Origin of the sequence: Vibrio sp. G-C-1, from assembly GCF_021728015.1 — a bacterium.
Taxonomy (GTDB): Bacteria; Pseudomonadota; Gammaproteobacteria; order Enterobacterales; family Vibrionaceae; genus Vibrio; species Vibrio splendidus.
In genome coordinates, this window is record NZ_JAKKCR010000007.1 from 48,887 (window position 1) to 65,363 (window position 16,477).

The 16,477-nt window shown below is 43.1% G+C and carries 18 protein-coding genes and 1 tRNA gene; 5 read left to right on the forward strand and 14 right to left on the reverse strand.

The genetic code is table 11. The features are described from left to right. Positions 1–26: 26 nt before the first annotated feature. Positions 27–770: a hypothetical protein gene (locus L3V36_RS11945; protein ID WP_017080372.1), complete on the reverse strand. Its 744-nt coding sequence runs from the start codon at positions 768–770 to the stop codon at positions 27–29. A 51-nt stretch (positions 771–821) separates the two neighbouring features. Here L3V36_RS11945 and L3V36_RS11950 point away from each other — a divergent pair, with 51 nt between their 5' ends. Next, complete coding sequence (locus L3V36_RS11950; protein WP_004736416.1) at positions 822–1,124, forward strand: MGMT family protein; 303 nt, start codon at positions 822–824, stop codon at positions 1,122–1,124. A gap of 75 nt (positions 1,125–1,199) precedes the next feature. Here L3V36_RS11950 and L3V36_RS11955 read toward each other — a convergent pair whose 3' ends face one another. Beyond that, positions 1,200–1,640, reverse strand: a complete 441-nt coding sequence (locus tag L3V36_RS11955) for a YbaY family lipoprotein (protein WP_029222253.1) — start codon at positions 1,638–1,640, stop codon at positions 1,200–1,202. Positions 1,641–1,808: 168 nt separating this feature from the next. Here L3V36_RS11955 and tesB point away from each other — a divergent pair, with 168 nt between their 5' ends. Continuing rightward, a complete protein-coding gene (gene tesB / locus L3V36_RS11960) occupies positions 1,809–2,669 on the forward strand; it encodes an acyl-CoA thioesterase II (protein WP_026012255.1) in 861 nt (286 codons plus the stop codon). Between the two features lie 140 nt (positions 2,670–2,809). Here the strand turns inward: tesB and L3V36_RS11965 are convergent, their stop codons facing one another. Both L3V36_RS11965 and L3V36_RS11970 read right to left on the reverse strand, forming a co-directional pair. Beyond that, entirely contained in the window at positions 2,810–3,475 is a 666-nt protein-coding gene (locus L3V36_RS11965; protein WP_102566359.1) for a hypothetical protein, read from the reverse strand. Between the two features lie 90 nt (positions 3,476–3,565). Further along, a complete protein-coding gene (locus L3V36_RS11970; RefSeq protein ID WP_017078855.1) occupies positions 3,566–4,039 on the reverse strand; it encodes an Lrp/AsnC family transcriptional regulator in 474 nt (157 codons plus the stop codon). A gap of 129 nt (positions 4,040–4,168) precedes the next feature. Between L3V36_RS11970 and L3V36_RS11975 the strand changes: the two genes are divergently transcribed. Further along, positions 4,169–5,236 (forward strand): PLP-dependent cysteine synthase family protein, encoded by a 1,068-nt coding sequence (locus L3V36_RS11975; protein WP_121603492.1) that lies wholly within the window; start codon positions 4,169–4,171, stop codon positions 5,234–5,236. Between the two features lie 99 nt (positions 5,237–5,335). Here the strand turns inward: L3V36_RS11975 and L3V36_RS11980 are convergent, their stop codons facing one another. From L3V36_RS11980 to L3V36_RS12015, 8 genes are all read right to left on the reverse strand, one after another. Beyond that, positions 5,336–5,608: a hypothetical protein gene (locus L3V36_RS11980; RefSeq protein ID WP_208775051.1), complete on the reverse strand. Its 273-nt coding sequence runs from the start codon at positions 5,606–5,608 to the stop codon at positions 5,336–5,338. Positions 5,609–5,692: 84 nt separating this feature from the next. Further along, complete coding sequence (locus L3V36_RS11985) at positions 5,693–6,241, reverse strand: DUF3332 family protein (protein ID WP_208775053.1); 549 nt, start codon at positions 6,239–6,241, stop codon at positions 5,693–5,695. Between the two features lie 16 nt (positions 6,242–6,257). Next, positions 6,258–6,929 (reverse strand): hypothetical protein, encoded by a 672-nt coding sequence (locus tag L3V36_RS11990; protein ID WP_102575187.1) that lies wholly within the window; start codon positions 6,927–6,929, stop codon positions 6,258–6,260. A 175-nt stretch (positions 6,930–7,104) separates the two neighbouring features. Beyond that, a complete protein-coding gene (locus L3V36_RS11995) occupies positions 7,105–7,971 on the reverse strand; it encodes a DUF302 domain-containing protein (protein WP_102452864.1) in 867 nt (288 codons plus the stop codon). A gap of 54 nt (positions 7,972–8,025) precedes the next feature. Continuing rightward, on the reverse strand, positions 8,026–8,523 hold the full coding sequence (locus tag L3V36_RS12000) for a hypothetical protein (protein ID WP_237296665.1): 498 nt from the start codon (positions 8,521–8,523) through the stop codon (positions 8,026–8,028). 79 nt (positions 8,524–8,602) lie between these two features. Continuing rightward, the gene (locus L3V36_RS12005) at positions 8,603–9,109 is read right to left on the reverse strand and encodes a chalcone isomerase family protein (RefSeq protein WP_102446070.1); all 507 of its coding nucleotides are present in this window, start codon (positions 9,107–9,109) and stop codon (positions 8,603–8,605) included. A 61-nt stretch (positions 9,110–9,170) separates the two neighbouring features. Continuing rightward, positions 9,171–9,836 (reverse strand): NAD(P)H-binding protein, encoded by a 666-nt coding sequence (locus tag L3V36_RS12010; protein WP_102452863.1) that lies wholly within the window; start codon positions 9,834–9,836, stop codon positions 9,171–9,173. Between the two features lie 446 nt (positions 9,837–10,282). Continuing rightward, complete coding sequence (locus L3V36_RS12015; protein WP_017094027.1) at positions 10,283–10,777, reverse strand: hypothetical protein; 495 nt, start codon at positions 10,775–10,777, stop codon at positions 10,283–10,285. A gap of 233 nt (positions 10,778–11,010) precedes the next feature. On the opposite strand from L3V36_RS12015, the gene L3V36_RS12020 reads away from it, so the two are divergent. Next, on the forward strand, positions 11,011–11,334 hold the full coding sequence (locus tag L3V36_RS12020) for a DUF1244 domain-containing protein (RefSeq protein WP_102446974.1): 324 nt from the start codon (positions 11,011–11,013) through the stop codon (positions 11,332–11,334). A 211-nt stretch (positions 11,335–11,545) separates the two neighbouring features. On the opposite strand, the gene vexH is transcribed toward L3V36_RS12020, so the two are convergent. Together vexH and L3V36_RS12030 are read right to left on the reverse strand one after the other, a co-directional pair. Further along, positions 11,546–14,659 carry a vibriobactin export RND transporter permease subunit VexH gene (gene vexH / locus L3V36_RS12025; RefSeq protein WP_065681128.1) on the reverse strand — a complete coding sequence of 1,038 codons (3,114 nt, stop codon included), beginning with the start codon at positions 14,657–14,659 and terminating at the stop codon, positions 11,546–11,548. Continuing rightward, positions 14,659–15,735 carry an efflux RND transporter periplasmic adaptor subunit gene (locus L3V36_RS12030; RefSeq protein ID WP_133152261.1) on the reverse strand — a complete coding sequence of 359 codons (1,077 nt, stop codon included), beginning with the start codon at positions 15,733–15,735 and terminating at the stop codon, positions 14,659–14,661. The genes vexH and L3V36_RS12030 overlap by 1 nt, the downstream gene beginning before the upstream one ends. A gap of 564 nt (positions 15,736–16,299) precedes the next feature. Here L3V36_RS12030 and L3V36_RS12035 point away from each other — a divergent pair. Beyond that, positions 16,300–16,384: transfer RNA gene (locus L3V36_RS12035), tRNA-Tyr, on the forward strand. Positions 16,385–16,477: the final 93 nt, after the last annotated feature.

Consider the following 16,477-nt stretch of genomic DNA (forward strand, 5'->3'; position numbering starts at 1 on the left):
TTTGTAAGGTTCGGGTTATCTACGTACTAGATATCGATGTCTTCGTTATCTTCTGTACGAATGATGTAGTCTGTCATCCACGCGGTGCCTAATAGACATAACCACACCACAAAGACTGGACTAGGCACTTCGATGCTTGGGGTAATCACCAGTGCCGCAAAACCAACCGTCGGCAATGTCCAACACAATAGTTTATTCCAGCGGAAGGTTTTCAAGCGCGTCAGTGTTTCCATCGATGCCATGATGCCCGTTACACACAAAGCAACCAAAGCGGCATAAGGTAAATCGGCCATCCATAATGGAAGTATCAAGCCTAATGACCACCAGCTGTGTCGGCTGGCTGGCTTAAGATGATTTGCCGCCCACCAAATAACGATGATTGACAAGGTTTGTAGTGTGGTAACCCAAGGAACGCCTTCAAGCTTACCTGCAGATTGCGTGACCATAATCCCGACTTGTAGCGTTGCGACGATCAAGCCAGAAATAATCACGACCGACAAACTGCTGCGTTTTGAAAAGACCACCATCAATAGTGGGAATAATACCCATACACTGACTGAGAGCGTTATGGGTTGTAGCGGTAGCGTTAATCCATAAGTGGTCATGGAGACAAGCAAAGCTAATCCTGCGATGCCTCCTTGCGGCAAAATCCATAAAGCAGGAATGACCATTGCAAGTACTGGGATATCTCCCTCACTTAAACTGATTGCTCTCGCGCAGACAACCGCTAATAATGTGGTTATCAAGAACTGAAACGTTGTAAATACCATAGCCCTCTCCTTCTACCGATCCGTGGTATTAATGAACTAGGAACATTTAGTATGGACCAATTTTTGCCTCAAATCTTTGCTGTGATTCACCAAATTCCATATGGGAAAGTAACAACTTATGGAGACATCGCACGTTTTTCAGGATTTCCGGGCTATGCGCGCCATGTTGGTAAAGCGCTGGGTAACCTGCCAGAAGGTAGCAAACTGCCTTGGTATCGGGTAATCAACAGCAAGGGTGAAATATCTTTAAAGGGTGATTCGTTCGACCGACAAAAGCAGCATTTGGTTAAAGAAGGGGTTGAGGTGAGTGATGCAGGAAAGATTAAACTCAGAATATACAAATGGCAGCCCTAGAGCTGCCACTAATCGCTAGTTCAACTGGCTAAGTTAAGCCAATCAAGATGCCTTAACAGTGGCATCGATTTCTTGTTAACGAACACCAACTAAACGTAGGTCTGCTTGCTGTGTATTTTCTACATCAGTAATTACTGACTTAATAGTGTCAGTAGTGAAGCGCAGTTTACCGTCAACGTGAATCGTTGCGCGCATGTTGTAACGGTGGTTAGCTTTAATCTTGTTATTGTCGTAGCTCAGCTCGAATGCGAACGGCACTTGCTTACCGTCAGTGGTGAACTCTTGAGTTGCGATAACCGTCGATGGTGCGTCAGCCAGTGAGATGTCTTCTAGCGTAACAGTCACCACGGCATTCTCTGGCAATGCAATTCTTTCACGGTAGCTTACTGTTCCTGAAATCACTTGAGTGTTCTCTGCAACCACTTCCTGAGAAGCGTTCGTTTCTGATGTTGCTTGGCAACCAACAAGTAGGCCAAACGATACTAAAGACGTAATAAGAATTAGAGCCTTTTTCATATTCAATTTCTCTCAACATGTTTGCCGGACTCGGCAAATCTACCCACCAATTATAAGAGAGCTTTCATATTCTGTCTTGAAACCCTATGATTTATTGACAGATATCTGACTAAGCTGAATGATTAACACAATAATCTGACATCCATTTTACCAAGAGGCATGCTGGCGATGAGTCAACCTTTACAAGAATTATTAAGTTTACTTCAGCTAGAGAAGCTGGAAGAAGGTCTGTTCCGCGGGCAAAGTGAGAACCTAGGTCTACCACAGGTTTATGGTGGTCAAGTATTAGGGCAAGCACTTTCTGCCGCTCGTTATACCGTTCAAGACGACCGTAGTGTGCACTCGTTCCACAGTTACTTTCTATTTCCTGGCGATCCTGAAAAGCCAATTATCTACGATGTTGAGAACCTAAGAGATGGACGAAGCTTCAGCACACGTCGTGTTAAAGCGATTCAAAATGGCCGCCCTATTTTCTATCTCACGGCTTCTTATCACGGTGATGCTCCAGGCTTTGAGCACCAGATTTCAATGCCTGATATTCCTGGGCCAGAGAACTTTGCATCTGAAACCGAGTTAGCGAGCCACATTGCGGAGTTCCTACCAGAGAAACTGCGTAAAACCTTCTGTGGTGAAAAGCCAATTGAGATGCGCCCTGTGACGGTCGTGAATCCACTCAATCCTAAGAAGGCGGAAGCGAAGCAGTACCTTTGGGTAAGAGCAAATGGCGCAATGCCAGACAACCAATTGATTCACCAATATTTGCTGGCTTACGCGTCCGATTGGGGATTCTTGGTGACAGCACTTCACCCACATGAAGTGTCAATCATGACGCCCAACTTCCAAGTGGCGACGATTGACCACTCAATCTGGTTCCATCGCCCGTTCAAAATGGATGAGTGGCTGCTTTATGCGATTGAAAGCCCGACGGCGGCGAACACTCGTGGCCTAGTGCGTGGTGAAATTTTCAATCAGAAAGGTGAGCTCGTAGCGACAGCAGTACAAGAAGGTGTGATGCGCTTTACTAAATAGCGCTCAAATAAATAGCGATCAAGCGCTGTTTTAAAAGCCCCAAATATGTACGAGAAAACAAAAAGAGAGGCTAGGTTTAATACCTAGCCTCTCTTTTTTATAACACTAACGAAAATCCGTCACTTAAGAGTGACTAAAATCTATTCTGCATCTAGCGTAGGCTCAAACTCGCTCTGTACTCGTGTTTTGATGCCATCTCCGGCATCTCGCAGAAGGTTAAATGGTGATAGCACCACACCTTTCACAGCGCCTTCTGCAGCGTCCTGAGCCAAAGCTTGACTCTTATCTGCCAACAAATTAGCTTGCACCAAAATATTCGGCACTTCCGCTCTTAGCATTTCAGATTCAGTAACAACGGCGGGGATAGTTTGCTCGCGGTACGATTTACTTTCAGCGAGCATCGGTGGCATGACATCCACACGGTATCGTTTCAGCTCAGTTAATGTTGGTGGAATAACATCGGTTCTGACCTGCTCAACTTCCGTTCGAACATTTTTTACTTCATCTAATATCGCAGGGATTTTGTTGTCGACCGATGAAACGGTTTGATTCACGTCATCTATCGTCTTTCTGACCTCTTCGACTGTGTTCAAAACTTGAGGAGCAAGCTCGCTGACATGTTCAGCAAACGCTAGCAGCTCTTCCACTTTTAGCCCTTTCGTGAGACCGGATAAATCTTCGATAACCTGCGGATAAGTATCGACGATCTCCCCTACTTTATTAGTAAACGAGTAGATGGTGTAACCCAAGTAAAAAATGGCGACCGCCAATACCAGCTGGATAGCGGTAGATACTTTTGCAAACATGAATAATCCTTTTCTTTTATCGCAGAGGCGATATCTAAACTGAGACGATAGTTAAACTCAGACGATTGTTAATGCGTAACTAGGCGTAGCTTAAAGCGGCAATGCTGTCGTGTACTTCAATGGTTCCATCGCAAATGTCGAGGTCACATTAGAGATACCGTCAATGCTATTCACCAAGCGCTTGTAGAAATCATCAAAGCACTTCATGTCTTTCACCTGAACCTTCATCATATAGTCATATTCGCCAGCCATACGATAAAACTCCATCACTTCTGGAAACTCCGACACAGTATTCACAAAACGACCATACCACTCGTGAGAATGATCACTGGTTTTAATCAATACGAACGCGGTAAAAGAAAGATCGAGCTTTTCTGGGTTCAGCAGCGCGACTCTTTTCTCAATAATGCCGTTCTCTTCGAGGCGCTTAAGCCTTTTCCAGCAAGGCGTTGTGGTGAGATTGACCGCTTCAGAAATGTCATTCAGTGACAGGGTGCTGTCTTCTTGCAGTAATCCTAATATTTTTTTATCTACGGCATCTATCACACTTTCACCAAATCGCATTTAAAGAGAATTATTTTCTACAATTTAAGCAAAACAAAGCAAATATGGCAAAGTTTTTCTCTCTGATTGTAGCTAAATTAGAACCATACCAATTACAAAGAATTCCTACACTCGATCAGGAGAACGCTTATGTGCACTGACCATCAATGGATTAACAATGCGATTCGTAAAATTGAAGCGGACTACCAACGCTCAGCGGATACGCACCTTATCAAGCTCGAACTACCAAGTATCGAAGGCATTGATGTTTACCTTAAAGATGAAAGCACACACCCAACGGGCTCTTTGAAGCACCGCTTAGCGCGTTCTCTGTTCTTATACGCTATCTGTAACGGTTGGGTTGGCCCAGAAACAACGATCATTGAATCTTCATCGGGTAGCACTGCGGTATCTGAAGCGTACTTTGCTCGCCTACTAGGTCTTCCGTTTATCGCAGTGATGCCAAAGTGCACAGCGAAGAAGAAAATTGAGCAGATTGAATTCTACGGAGGCCAAGCGCATCTTGTTGACCGCTCAGATGAAATTTACGATGAGTCTCGCCGTTTAGCAGAAGAGCTGAATGGCCATTACATGGACCAATTTACTTACGCTGAGCGCGCAACCGACTGGCGTGGTAACAACAACATCGCGAACTCAATTTTCAATCAAATGCAGATGGAAGATCACCCAGTTCCAGCTTGGGTTGTAATGAGCCCAGGTACTGGCGGTACTTCTGCAACTATCGGCCGCTTCATTCGCTACCAACAGCATGAAACTAAGCTTTGTGTTGTCGACCCTGAAAACTCTGTATTCCACGAATACTTCCAAACAGGCAATGTGAATGTGAAAGGCAGTACATTCAGCAAGATTGAAGGTATTGGTCGCCCACGAGCAGAGCCAAGCTTCATTCCTGGTGTGGTTGACGAAATGCGTAAAATTCCAGATGCAGCAAGTATCGCAACGACGCATTGGTTATCTGACATTCTTGGCCGCAAGGTTGGCGCATCAACCGGTACTAACATGTACGGTGTGCTTCAGCTAGCCAGTGAGATGAAAGCGCGCGGAGAAAAAGGGTCTATCGTGACTTTATTATGTGACAGTGGCGAACGTTACTTAGATACTTACTTTAATGACGAGTGGGTAAATCTAAATATTGGTGACCTACAACCTTACGCGGCGAAGTTAGAGGCTTTCTCGCAAACGGGTGAGTTAGCTTAAGTTCATTAACTAACAAGTTTACAATGACAAAAAAGGACGAAGTTAACTTCGTCCTTTTTCTTTATAACAAGCCCCTATTAAGAAGCTTATTAATCGCTATTACTGTGTTATTTTTGTCACTACAGACAAAGACGCATTATCACTATAAGTATCTACAAACAAAAACCCTTCCAGTTTAACTTTACCTTTTGTGTTGAACAGAGTTTCAAACGCATTATGAATATATTTATCTAATGAATAACATGACACTAGAAAGTTATCTGTTTGCACTAAAAAACTACACCCTGGATAAGACATATCATCGACAGGTTGAATATTCTTTTTAGTAAGGCTACTTTTCACAATAAAACCAGTCACGCCAAATTGATTCATATTAATATCCTGAAAGCTTGATTATTAATCGTAAATATTTAGAAATAATAGGCGAACAATAAAGTTCACTTTAACAATGGATGATTATGAGCTCACTTCAAATGCTTCTGATAACGCCTCTACAGAAGTTTCAGAGACAAACTCACCATCAACAAAGTACTTAACGTTTGCACCTTCCTTCACGCCGGTTACCGTTGAAGAAGTGCCGTCAACATAAGTCACTTCCATCTCAATAGTATTTTCGTCAATGGTTCTTATGTGACTGTCTTCAATGTTGTGGTACGTCAGAGGATCAATCGGTGCATCACGCAGTGAAGGATCAAGATCACCGTTAATATCAATCATTGTCTCGACTTTACTATCAAAGATATGTGGAGTGCCGTCGAAAGGGTTTGACCCCGTCCAGAACTCGATTGAGTTAACAACGAAGTAATCTGCCAATGTTGTAAAGCCATAAACGGGTACCAATAAAAAGTTAACACCGCCACGTGCATAGCGGTTATCAACAACCTTTACGTTGAATTCCATTAACTTTTTAGTCGTGAAATTGCTACCGACACAACCGCTAAGAACTGGGGCAAGTAACAGGATACCCGCAAGCTTGATCGTGCTATTTTTACTGAAGATTTTCATTTCATCTACCTACGACTTAGAAATAGTAACCGAATTCAATACCAACAGAGGTATCGTCAAATTCATACATAGTTACGGATGCATTCACATCAACATTGCCGTTAGTCCAACCCAGAGCATTTTCAAACACAGTGTCGACATCAGAATCCAAGAAGTAAGTAAAATCACCGCGGTAATACATGTTACCAAATGGCACTAAGACACCAGCCTCAACATCAAGGCCATCGCTCACATCGCCACTCGAGTAGTTTGCACCCACATTCCACACACCAAAACCTGTATCAGCAACATAATTACCACCAATAGTGAGATTGTCGAAGTGTTCAGAAGTATTCCATTCACCGTCAAGAACAATGTTATCAGAAAGGTTATACTGACCAGAAAGCGTTACTACGTCATAATCTTCATCGCTAACATTATCAGAACCAAATGCACTATAGCTCAAGCCGACACTGGCTTTATCATTAATACCATATGTTCCTTCAATTGATAGTTGCTCTCCATATTCATTACTATCATACCCAGTCTTAATATTACTCTGAACATTTCTAATATCTTGGTTGTGATATTTTGTTTCAGCTTGTACCCCTTGCTCTACATTTTCTTTATTCGTTGTATCGTTTGCAGATACTACACTAGAAAAAGAAATAACAAATAAAGAAGATAATGTTATAAGTTGTTTTTTCATGATATTCCAATGGTTAAACTTCAATGCCAAAATGGTAGTGTTAAAATTAGGCTATTAAATTAGCCGTTGTTTTTAGGTAATAAAAAGCCATGCCATAATTTAAAAAAAACCATGGCTTGTTATTAATATAAATTAATTAGATGTTAATTATCGATACAAATAGTAAGGCGATAGATTATTTTCCTACCGCACCGCCGAGAGTTTTACCTAATCGAAAGTTGATGACCTTATGAGAAATTGCATTGTCCTGATAATGGAGTTCAGACATGTCGACAATATTATTGTAAGCAACCGTCACTTGACCATTTTCTTCAGTCACTAATACTTTTTGGCCAAAAGCATCCAATCCAATACTTGGGAAATCGGTCATTGCTTTTGCACCTGGCGCTGGCCCACCAAAAACGAGTAAGGTCGCATTAGGTAGAGACTCCCCAATCGCTTCTGCTCTAGCCTTAAAGTCCCAGTTCATAAACCAAACCGTGTCATCTTGAGCAAGAACATCTCGTTTAATATTGTTCAGTGTCGTTTCAAAATCATACTCTGATACCAATGTTTCAATGCCGTAGTTCTTTGTTAAGCCTTCGCTCTGAACTGGTGCAATGTTATCTAACCCATTCGTTAGCGATGCCGTTTTTTCTGCGTACTGCTCAAGGGCTTCGTTATCCATTATTCCGTGTCGCTTTTGAATAAACTGAGCATCGGTATAAATTACTTTTTGCTCACCATTTTCAACATAATTCAAAATACGAAATGGTAAATCGAGCCCCACCTGTAAATTGTCTTTGAGCAACTGGGTATTCAACTGATCGTCGGTATAAAAATCCACCCGACTTGGCGCCAAATATTCATTTGCCTGTTCAGCTAATCGAGAATGGTCGATAGTTAAAACTTTATCTAGTCGTTTATCTTCAGCGTTTCGATCAACAATGAGCACACTCTCATCAACGGCATTTAGTTGAGATTGATGAGCGTTCTGATCAACGGTCGTTTCACAACCTAGAATGGGCAGAACAAACAAAGCAATTAAAGACAGTTTTTTCATAGATAACCTCTCTAGAGTTTGAAAATGATTGAAGGCAAAACGAAACAATCAAATCTATTGAATATTATGCTCGGAAACAAAGTCTTCAAGGACCGAATGGGCGCGCTTTGGGTCACCATCATTCAAGTGGACTAAGTACCCATACAGCGCTTTTTCATGCTCTACCATATAAGTCATTTCTTTTTCATAACCGACTGGGCTGGATGCTTGAATATCCTTAAGCTGGTGAACAAATCGCTCTGCGCTGCCCTCTAAATATTTCGCCCCTAAATATGGCATCACTTTCAAAGACAACGTCACTGTTTTAGCGAAAAACTTATCTTTACAACGAATAGTGCTATCAACACTGTACTGTTTGCGAACAGGGTTCATCACAATGGTATTGTGTTGTTCCATTTTGCTGAGCAAGTCCAAACTGTTTGCTGTCATACTGCCTGGCGGGTTGTGTTTGAGTTCAGAAAATACCTGTTTACCTAAGTTTCGAAATACCAACTCATACTTAAGTCCCTTCGCAAACTCTCTGTATTCAGTTTTATCCGTTCTCGTCATCATATTTTCTCCACTCATAGCAACGAACGATGGCAAAGTTAGCACCATTATCATGAGGAACTTGCCCCACTTTAGTTGGCTCTTATAGCAAATCATCAACAGGGGTCTCGCCTAGCCAGATATTCCTTAAAGCAACACTCTGTTTTGAAGATGCTTTAGCCTGATACACAACGTCATTGTTATATTGAATCTGCATCGCTTCCCCTTTGTAGATAATGGCAATCACATCGTCTTTAATGAGCGGCATGGATAGGCTATCCACTAGTTTTTGAATATTTGAGTCTTTCATATTGATGCCAGGGTTTGACTCTTCTAGCGCCTCAATAGTGGCTGTTGTGACTTTTTCTTGTGTTAACTTATCCGGCGTAAACGTCAATAGAAGTGCGCTATCACCTTCTTTACTTTTCAAGTGACTAATATCGTAATAGTCGACAAACCATAATGTGCGAGTATTTTCTGCGACCATTCGATAATCATCGTATGCCCACGATTCAAATTGCGCGTGCGAAGGCTCGGCTTTTAGCTCATGACTGAACGCTTCCCCGGCCATCACAAGAATCATCAGCAAAAATGTTACTTTGTATCTCATTAGTATCTCTTCCTACATTCAGGTTTAAACATCGCAGACGCTCGCTCATGCCGAGATGGGGCTAAGACGCTAGCTTCATCATGTCGAGAGAATCTAATCTCTCCACCTTTCTAGAGCTCGGAAATGTCAAATGAATCAAAATGCTGTTTGCAATATTCGATGCTTGAATTGGTAGGTACTTTTTCATACTGCCGATCATCATCGGCTTAAGTACTTTCAGAGCACCTTGAAGTAACTTTTCGTCAGTTCTCTTCTCCTGTCGATCCCCCGCCAACGGGCCCGGGTGTAGGAAAGTCGTTTTCTCAAAATCAAGTAATTCAACGTCATTTTCCATCTCCCCTTTGCAGCGAAGGTAATACGAGCGAGCTTTGCTATCAGCTCCAAGACATGACACGACAATCAAGTGCTTCACTCCAAGATCTTTCATGTTTGCTGCAGTCGACACGACTAGGTCAACATCAATTGCACGAAGTTTATCTTTGGTACCCGATTTTTTAATCGTGCTACCTAAAGCGATAATCCCAACGTCCGGAAGATCTGAATCTAAACGGATTGCAGGAACACTTAGATTACTGTCAATTATCTGCTTCAATTTCTGATGCTGCTTATTGAGTTCACGTCGAGACAGTGCGTAAACAGTACTGATATTCTGACTGCTTAACAAAGCACTCAACGTTTCTCGCCCAACTAAGCCACTCGAACCAGCAATAATGATTGATCTATTCATATGAAATTCACCGTTTAAAGTTATGTCGTCTCGACGTTGTATATATAATAAACGCAACAAACCGACCGGTCTAGTCATAATATTGTCAACTTTGTCAGGATTAGACTGATCGGTTTACACATTCGAAGCTGAAACGCATTGGCCTCTGGAATATAGATCTGATTAGTGAGGGGCTAAGACGTGAACGCTCGACAAGATTTGGTGAGGTCATTACTGACACTCCAAGAACCGGAGAGAGCCGATTCAAGTATCAGTATAGATTCAGATGACTTGGTCATTAAATGAGTCGTTGAAGTGTTTGGTACTTAAAACCGAGCGAGAGTTCAGTGAGGACATCTAGGAGGACAAGCTTTCAAATCGCCAATGGCGACGAAACAAAATGAGCACGATACGTGTTAGGAGTTAGACTGCGTTTTGCTCACTGCAAGTTGTGTAAATTAGTCTATTTATTGCTGAATATTCTCAAGAACAGACTCGGGAATAATGTTCTCTATCGCAACATACTGACCAACATCTAGGAATGCAAAACAGCTATAAGCCAAGCTACTCCAACCTAAGATCGACAATGCCAGCATGCCAAATGTTTTCACGCCACTTTGATTCAATCGTTTGGAAACAAAGGTATAACTCGGAATTCCGACTAAGACAGGAGCCAAAATAGCCATCGAAAGTTGGCCGTATTGATTCCATTTTTTCATGAATTTTCTGAGCTTTGGTTTAAAGACAGCGCCTTTTTGTTTCTTAAATAAGGTTGAATAGACGGGAGCAATTTTCCAACCCGCATATGCAGCAATCATCGCTGGGATTAAATTAAACAACAGCATTTCTGGGTAGGAGTAAGATAGAAACGCGGCAATAGCAGGCCCTGAATAGGTTTTCCAAAGGCTTAACAGCGCCATCGATAAACCAATAGCCAAGTATGTTTCAAATGCTAATGTCATGCTTTGCTCTCCTCTCACCGGTTTACTGCTTCAGTGATCCGATGGTCCAATTTGAAGTGTTGAATGAATAATACACAACACAGACCGATCGGTCTAGTTGTGATTTTCTTATCCTATGAGAACCTCGAAATATGAGGGGTACATACTCAAACCAGTGAATGAGTATTGGCGTCAATCTCGCAGCCGTGTAGACTCTAATTAAGGATAATCATTAACTTGAAAAGGAAAGAGTTTTGGCTGAATTCAAATACAAGCAACTAACTCAAGAAGAACAAGACAAGCTAGATGCCGCTTCATTTCGCCGCCTATTATCTCATCTAGACAACAATAAAGACGTGCAAAACATTGACCTAATGATCTTGGCTGGCTTTTGCCGAAATTGCTTTAGCAAATGGTATGCAGCAGAAGCTGAATTGATGGGAGTCGATTTAGATTTAGACGATGCACGTGAACGTGTTTATGGCATGACTTACGATGAGTGGAAAGCTAACCATCAACCAAAAGCGACGCCTGAACAATTGGCCAAATTTGAAGCTCGCCAAGCGAAAAAGAGTTAAGAAATTGGACACCAAATAAGAGTTCGTATCCTGAGCGCGTTTTTATTATCGATTGAACACATTGTTACTTTCAATCAGCAATATTTAGCAAACAAAAAGCCCAGTAATGAACTGCCCCAATAGTTGGACACCAGTTACTGGGCTTTCTTTATCAAGCTTTAAACTTAAGGGCTATAACAACTATCTATAGTCTAGCCCTTCATTTGGCCAACTAACCGTGCGAGCTTCTTCCCACGTTATCGTGGCTCAGCTCTTTATTTAGAACCGCTTCCACATGACCTGGAGAACGTGTTGAGCCAGAAATCAGTCGATACATCGCAGGGATTACGAACAGAGTAACCAAAGTTGCAAAGCCCATACCGAAGAAGATAACCGTACCCACTGCTACTCGGCTTTCATAGCCTGCGCCCGTTGAAGTAATCAATGGGATTGCACCGGCTAGTGTGGTGAACGCCGTCATCAAGATTGGACGTAAACGTCGAGCCGAAGCATCAATGATCGCCTTTTCAAACTCAATGCCACGGTCACGAAGTTGGTTAGCAAACTCTACGATCAAGATACCGTTTTTGGTCACCATACCGATCAACATGATCATACCAATCTGGCTGTAGACATTGAGCCCTTGATTCATCAACACCAAACCTAAGAAGCCACCAAAGATACCCATAGGTACGGTGAACATCACCACCAGCGGGTTAATGAAGCTTTCAAACTGCGCGGCCAGTACCAAGTACGCGACCAGCATCGCTAGCGCAAATACCACTAAGATACTTGATTGGTTCTCTTTAAAGTCTTTTGACTCGCCAGAGTAACTCACTGAAATATCGCCCGGTAGCTGTTCAATCGCTTGTTCATCAAGGAAATCGAGTGCGTCACCCAGCGTGTAGCCTTCCATTAGGTTCGCTTTGATGGTCACCGATTTCTGCTTGTTGTAGTGCGACAAACGAATCGATGAAGCCACTTCTTCAATGTGCGTCAACGTATCGAGTGTAACCAGCTCACCAGACTGAGTTCGCATGTAGATTTGGCTCAAGTCATTAGCATTATTAAAGCTGTTCTCATCACCACGCAAGTAAACATCGTACTCTTCACCACGGTCAACGAAAGTGGTTTCACTACGGCCGCCAAGCATGATCTCTAACGTATCTGAAATGTCCGAAACGCTAACGCCTAGCTCGGCTGCACGTTGCTTATCTACGGTTACTAATAACTCTGGTGTTTTCTCAGAGTAATCGATGTCCGCACCTTCCATCATTGGAGAGTCTTCAGCCGCTTGCTTTAACAGTTCGCCCCACTTCTGAAGCTCAGAGTAATCAGAGCCACCCAGTACGAATTGAACAGGCTCACTTGAACCACCTTTGAAGCCCGGCATGAACGGGAATACACGTACATCAGGAATACCATTTAAAGATTTACGAACTTCGTTCAACGCTTCCTGAGCGGTTTCATCACGTTCATCCCAATCTTCTAGGATCATGATAACGAAGCCCGTTTGGTCGCCCGCATTACCACCAAACGCTGGTGATTGAATACTAAATGACTTCAAGAAACCTTGACCAAGCAGCGGCATTAGGCGCTCTTCAACGATGTCCATATTGGCAGACATACGGTTGTAACTGGTTGCATCAGCACCACGAACAAATGCAAAGATAACACCACGGTCTTCTTGAGGCGTCAGTTGCGACGGCACTTGTTGCATCAAGCCATAGCTACCGCCCATACACGCGATAATGATGATTGGAGCTGCCCAACGCCAGTTTAAAGCACGGCGCAATACCGAGCGGTATCCAGACTCAAGTTTGCCAAATACGCGCTCGACAAACAGGTTGAAACGGTTTGGTTTAACGTTCGCTTTTAGGATTTTACTGCCTAACACTGGCGTTAACGTTAGTGCGACTAGCGACGAGAAGATCACCGACATCGCCAACAGTACCGAGAACTCGGTAAACAAGAGACCGACCATGCCATCCATGAACGAGATTGGCAGGAATACCATCACCAATACAAGCGTTGTTGCGATTACCGCGAATCCTACTTCACGCGTCCCTTTATAAGCCGCAAGCAATGGCGATTCACCACGTTCAATGTGATGGAAAATATTCTCAACCACCACGATGGCGTCATCGACCACCAAACCAATAGACAGGATAAGTGCCATCAAGGTGATTAGGTTAATAGAGAAACCAAAGTAGTAAGCCGCAATAAACGACGAAATCAGAGATACTGGAACGGTTACCGCTGGAATCAGCGTTGCACGCGCTTGACCTATGAAGACGTAAAGTACGAGGATAACTAAACCACCCGTAATAAAGAGTGTGCTGTAAACCTCTGAGATCGAACGATCGATAAAGACAGTTGAGTCATAGTCGACAGCCAAACGAGTACCATCTGGCAAGAACTTTTGAATTGCTTCGACTTCTTTATGAACTAAGTCTGCCACCTCAAGTGGGTTCGCATCTGACTGAGGCACAATCCCCATACTAACGTTAACAACGCCGTCACTCTTAAAGGTCGAGTTCTCGTTTTCTGCGCCAATATAAACATCCGCAACGTCTTTTAAGTAGATAGGTGTGTTATCAGAAGCACGTTTTACCACTAGGTATTCGAAATCTTCCGCTTCAGTGTAAGAACGAGCGGTACGAACCGACATCACAATCGCATCGTTACGTACTTCACCACCCGGGCTTTCAATGTTCTCACTGTTTAACGCAGAAGTGATGTCCGAAGTAGTAACGCCACGACCTGCCATCTGCGCAGGTTTCAGCTTCACGTACATTACTTTGTACAAGCCACCCGAGATATCCACCGAGCTCACACCTGAGATCAAACTAAAGCGGTCAATCAACACACGTTCGGTGTAATCGGTTAACTGCGTTCGGTCCATCTCCGTCGAGCTTAAGTTGATGTAGACCGAGGCTTCACCACTACCATTGTTCTTATAAACAATTGGGTCGTCGGCTTCATCTGGCAACGAACGCTGAGCACGCGCTACGGCATCACGAACATCACTGACACCAGTATTAAGGTCGTAACCAAGCTCAAAGGTAATCGTGATACGCGACATACCGTTACGCGTTGTGGATTCAATCTCATCGATACCACTGATGCCGGATAACTGGTCTTCAAGATTGGAGGTTATTTGACTTTCAATGATGGTGGCAGACGCACCCTCATAACGAGTACTGATCGATACCACCGGGCTTTCAATATCAGGCATCTCACGAACGGCAAGCTTATTGAAAGAGACAATACCAAACACAACCAAAAGCAGACTCAATACGACAGCCGCTACTGGTCTCTTTACAGAAACATCAGATAACAACATTAGTTAGCGCCTTCTTGTGCTGCTGTATTTTCATCAAGTTTAGCTGGGCGATTAACGGCAAGCTCTTGAACCAAGACTCCGTCACGCATGTTCACGATACCTTGCACCACGATCTTCTGGCCAATCTCGATGCCCTTGTCGATCACAACTTCGTTATCGATTCGTGCACCCAAGAACACTTCGGTACGAGTCGCTTTGTTATCTTCGCCAATAACATAGACGAAACGCTTAGTACCAGAATACTCAAGCGCTTGAACTGGGATAATCGGCGCTTCTACAGGAGGGAAATCCATATCAGCTGCCACTAGCATGCCCGGCTTTAGGTAATCATTATTGTTGTCAAAGTGGATTCGAACTCGAAGGTTCAAGGTTTCAGCATTAATACGAGAATCAATGCCTACCACTGTGCCAGTGAACTGAGTCTCGCCCCATGCACTGGTGCGAGCCGTCACTGTCATGCCTTTAGACAGCTTAGAAAGGTAACGCTCAGGAATTTGAAGATCTAACTGCATCACAGACAAATCATCTAAAGTCACAAGCTCAGTACCTGCTGTCACCATTTTTCCGCGACTAAAGTCGATAAAACCGACCGTGCCAGAGAAAGGCGCGCTGATGTGTAAGTCTTTAAGATTGGCATTGGCGGCAGCTAGGCGAGCATTGGCGATCTCTACGTTCGTTTTCTGAGCGTCAATTTCAGTTTGCGTGATCGCGTTGCGTTTCACTAGTCGTTGGAATTCCGCTAGCTTACGTTGCTCGTCTTTTAGGTACGCTTGCGCTTCTGCAACTGCAGCTTTTGCTTTGTCGTCATCTAATTGAACCAACATCTGCCCTTTGGTGACATCTTGATTGGCTTTGATGTTGATAGAGTCAACTCTGCCCGCTACTTCAGAGGTAATGATCACAGATTGTTCTGCTTCTAACTTACCTACCAAAGAAAGAGATTGGCTAACTTGGTGAATATCAACTTGCTCAGTAACAACAGTGACAGTGCTAGGGCCCATGCGTTTAGCTAGTGCGGCTGGAGACGCCATAAGAATAGACAAGCTAAGCAGGGTTAAAAAAGATTTATGCTTCATAATAATGGTCTGCAAGTAAAGTTTATACCAATCACAGTAGGTAAGTGGTCAGAAATAGCGTAGGGAAAAGGCTTGAGAACAATGCAGCTCTTTTCAACAGATAGTTTCGATAAGTAGTTATTCTACAATCAAAATTTCTGACGCTGTTCTCGAGCATTTTAACAAGCTAGGATGACATGTTATTTACTACGATTGGTATTAATATCTATAAATGAAATTAACCGTATTCTATCAACTGATGAATGCTGTAACGTCAAGAAGTGTAAATCTAGATTAAATTCCATTTACGTTTCTTGGCGAATTACACAAACCAAACACAATGCAGAAAGCGAGTTACCTCAAGGTGTTACCTATCACTACGTAAACCTTAGTACAGATGTTCACTTCCCGAGCAATATGCGTACTTTTCGCCATCTTTGCCCAAAAAGGCAGCATTCAACACAAAACCATAAGAAAAACTCTTTACAGGTTTAACGTGTTTGCTATGATGCGCTCCGCACTTGAGAGATGCGTTGGGAAAAACATCTCTTTAGCCTATCCATTATGAGTTAGGAAAAACACCCTGGAGGGGTTCCCGAGTGGCCAAAGGGAGCAGACTGTAAATCTGCCGGCTCCGCCTTCGATGGTTCGAATCCGTCTCCCTCCACCATATTCTTCTTACCTCTTTCGAGAGTTAAGAGAACAACCTGATTGATGGGCTTATGGGAAAACATCAATTTAGGCTTACTTTGTGAAAAGTAAG